This window comes from Acinetobacter sp. NIPH 284, assembly GCF_000369425.1.
GTDB lineage: Bacteria > Pseudomonadota > Gammaproteobacteria > Pseudomonadales > Moraxellaceae > Acinetobacter.
The window spans coordinates 1-2,324 of the sequence record NZ_KB850004.1 but is presented as its reverse complement, the minus strand read 5'-3'; the positions used below and the strand labels follow the sequence as shown (position 1 = coordinate 2,324).

Annotated in this window: 2 protein-coding genes and 1 pseudogene; all 3 read left to right on the top strand. The window is 36.2% G+C overall.

Going from position 1 to position 2,324, the window contains the following annotated elements:
* Positions 1-425, top strand: a pseudogene (locus tag F908_RS16200) (hypothetical protein); the annotation flags it as partial.
* Between the two features lie 309 nt (positions 426-734).
* Positions 735-914 (top strand): hypothetical protein, encoded by a 180-nt coding sequence (locus F908_RS00320; RefSeq protein ID WP_005134116.1) that lies wholly within the window; start codon positions 735-737, stop codon positions 912-914.
* A 519-nt stretch (positions 915-1,433) separates the two neighbouring features.
* The coding region (repM, locus tag F908_RS00315) for a replication initiation protein RepM (RefSeq protein ID WP_005155502.1) at positions 1,434-2,324 on the top strand (891 nt) is incomplete at its 3' end.

Genomic DNA, 2,324 nt, shown 5'->3' with positions numbered 1-2,324 from the left:
TGCCTGAAATGAGTAAATACTCTGAGGGTACAGAATCCTTTCAAGATTTTGCGAAACGCATAGCAGACATGCTTTTAGAGCCTGAAAAGTTCAGAAAGTTCTATCCGTTTTTAGAAAAGCTAGGATTCGGTTCTAAACAAATCGCACCAACTGCACCAGTAGAAAAAAAGAAAGAATACACAATTGATGATCACATATTTATTGATTACAGCAGTAAGAAAAATTTCACGCCATTCAAAAGTAATGTATTCAATATTGCTCGTGAAAAAAAATATAAGCACTTAAAAATTGAGGGTGAAAAAATGGTGGATTTTGAAAAAAGAATTGCAGAGATGCTTTTGGACGAAAAACAGCAAAAAGTATTTTTTGAATTTTTCAAACATAGCTTAGATCAAAAACATGCTCGTGAAGCTCTCAATAAATAATTATTCATTCCTCCAATAATCCCTGCAAAACGCCCCAAATTTTTGGGGCTTATTTTTGGTATTTTTAGAGGGTGTTTTTTTGTTTCTCGGAGAGAAACGCGTAAGCGTGCATTCCCTCCTGCTGTCGGAAAATGATAAATCTCCAAACCGCTAAAAATTTGCTTGTTAGCGAAGTGCCAATATCAAATTTCGCCCCATAGCTCAAAAACGGCCTAAAATCGCATTTAAGCGCATTTTTGCTAAAAACAGGGAAACCTAGCCAAACGGGGCTAAAAACGCCAATAAGCGCAAAATAGGAGCATTTAGAGCATGAAATTAACTGATGCTGAAAGAAATAACCGTTTGGAAGAAGTGTTTTTTAAGAAATCAGATCGAACTTATTACGATTTAGAAATCACTGAAGATCATCAAAAACTATATGATCAGTACGTTTCAGGTGATTTAAACAAGCAAGATTTTGAAGAACAACTAAACAAATTGATCAATTAGCCGAGCGAGTGTCTACGAGCGACTGAGCGTTATAAAAATTCGCCCCCTGCCTTTTCCCTGATTACAAGCTCCCTGTTGCTTCATAACGAGATTTACAGAGCAAAGCGACTTAGCCACTGGCTCCATGACGAGCGAAGCGAGCATAAAGCCTTATGAGCGAAGCGAATCCATTCTTGTTTTTAGCGTCCTAGTGGATATTTGAAAAAACTGCCCCCAGGAATCGAGCGCAGCGAGATTCAATAGAGTTTGAGCGAAGCGAAAACATAGGGCAGTTTTAAATGCTTTTTAATTTTTTTTTGGCTTTTAATAATCTTTTAAGCTTTTAAATGCTTTTAGACACGCTGAAAGCCTTGCTATACGTGCATTTCAAGCCTCATAAAGCTACATTTTCCGTGCAATACCGTTACATTTTCCGTGCAAAAAAATGAAAAATCGAGTTTATAAAGCTACATTTTCCGTGCATATTGATACATAGTTTGTTAGTGTAACAATAACAACATTAATAAATAGGGTAATGGAATGGGTGATTTAGTTGTTAAAGATAATGCGTTAATTAATGCGAGTTACAATCTCGATTTGGTCGAACAAAGATTAATACTTTTAGCAATCATTGAAGCCCGTCAAAGTGGCAAAGGCATTAATGCAAATGACCCTTTAACTATTCATGCTGAAAGCTATATTAATCAGTTTTCAGCACATAGGAATACAGCTTACGAAGGCTTGAAAAGTGCATGTAAGGCACTGTTTTCAAGATATTTCACATATCAAGAACCTAGAGGAAAGGCTATAGCTAATATTCAAAGTCGTTGGGTTTCACAAATTGCTTATATTGATGAACAGGCAAAAGTCGAGATTATCTTTGCTCCTGCCATCATTCCATTGATTACACGCTTAGAAAAAGAATTTACAAAGTACGACATACAACAGGTTTCTGGACTATCAAGCGGTTATGCAATAAGGCTTTATGAGCTATTGATTGCTTGGCGTAGCACAGGCAAAACGCCTATTATTGAAATAAATGAATTTAGAAAAAAGCTTGGTGTTCTTGATACTGAATACAAGCAAATGAATAATTTTAAAAGCCGTGTTTTAGAGCCTGCAATCACTCAAATTAACGAAAAAACCGACATTAAAATTAAAGTCGAACAGCATAAAACAGGACGTTCTATTACAGGATTTTCATTCAAGTTTAAGCAAAAACAAACGGCAATTTCTGAGAAAACAATATCTACACAACGAGATCAAAACACGCCCGATCTATTCACCAAAATGACAGATCCGCAACGCTTTCTATTTGCTCACAAGCTGTCTGAAATGCCTGAAATGAGTAAATACTCTGAGGGTACAGAATCCTTTCAAGATTTTGCGAAACGCATAGCAGACATGCTTTTAGAGCCTGAAAAGTTCAGA

Excerpts from the sequence above, each read along its gene's own strand:
- F908_RS00320 (WP_005134116.1), top strand. The coding sequence starts at position 735 with ATGAAATTAACTGATGCTGAAAGAAATAACCGTTTGGAAGAAGTGTTT.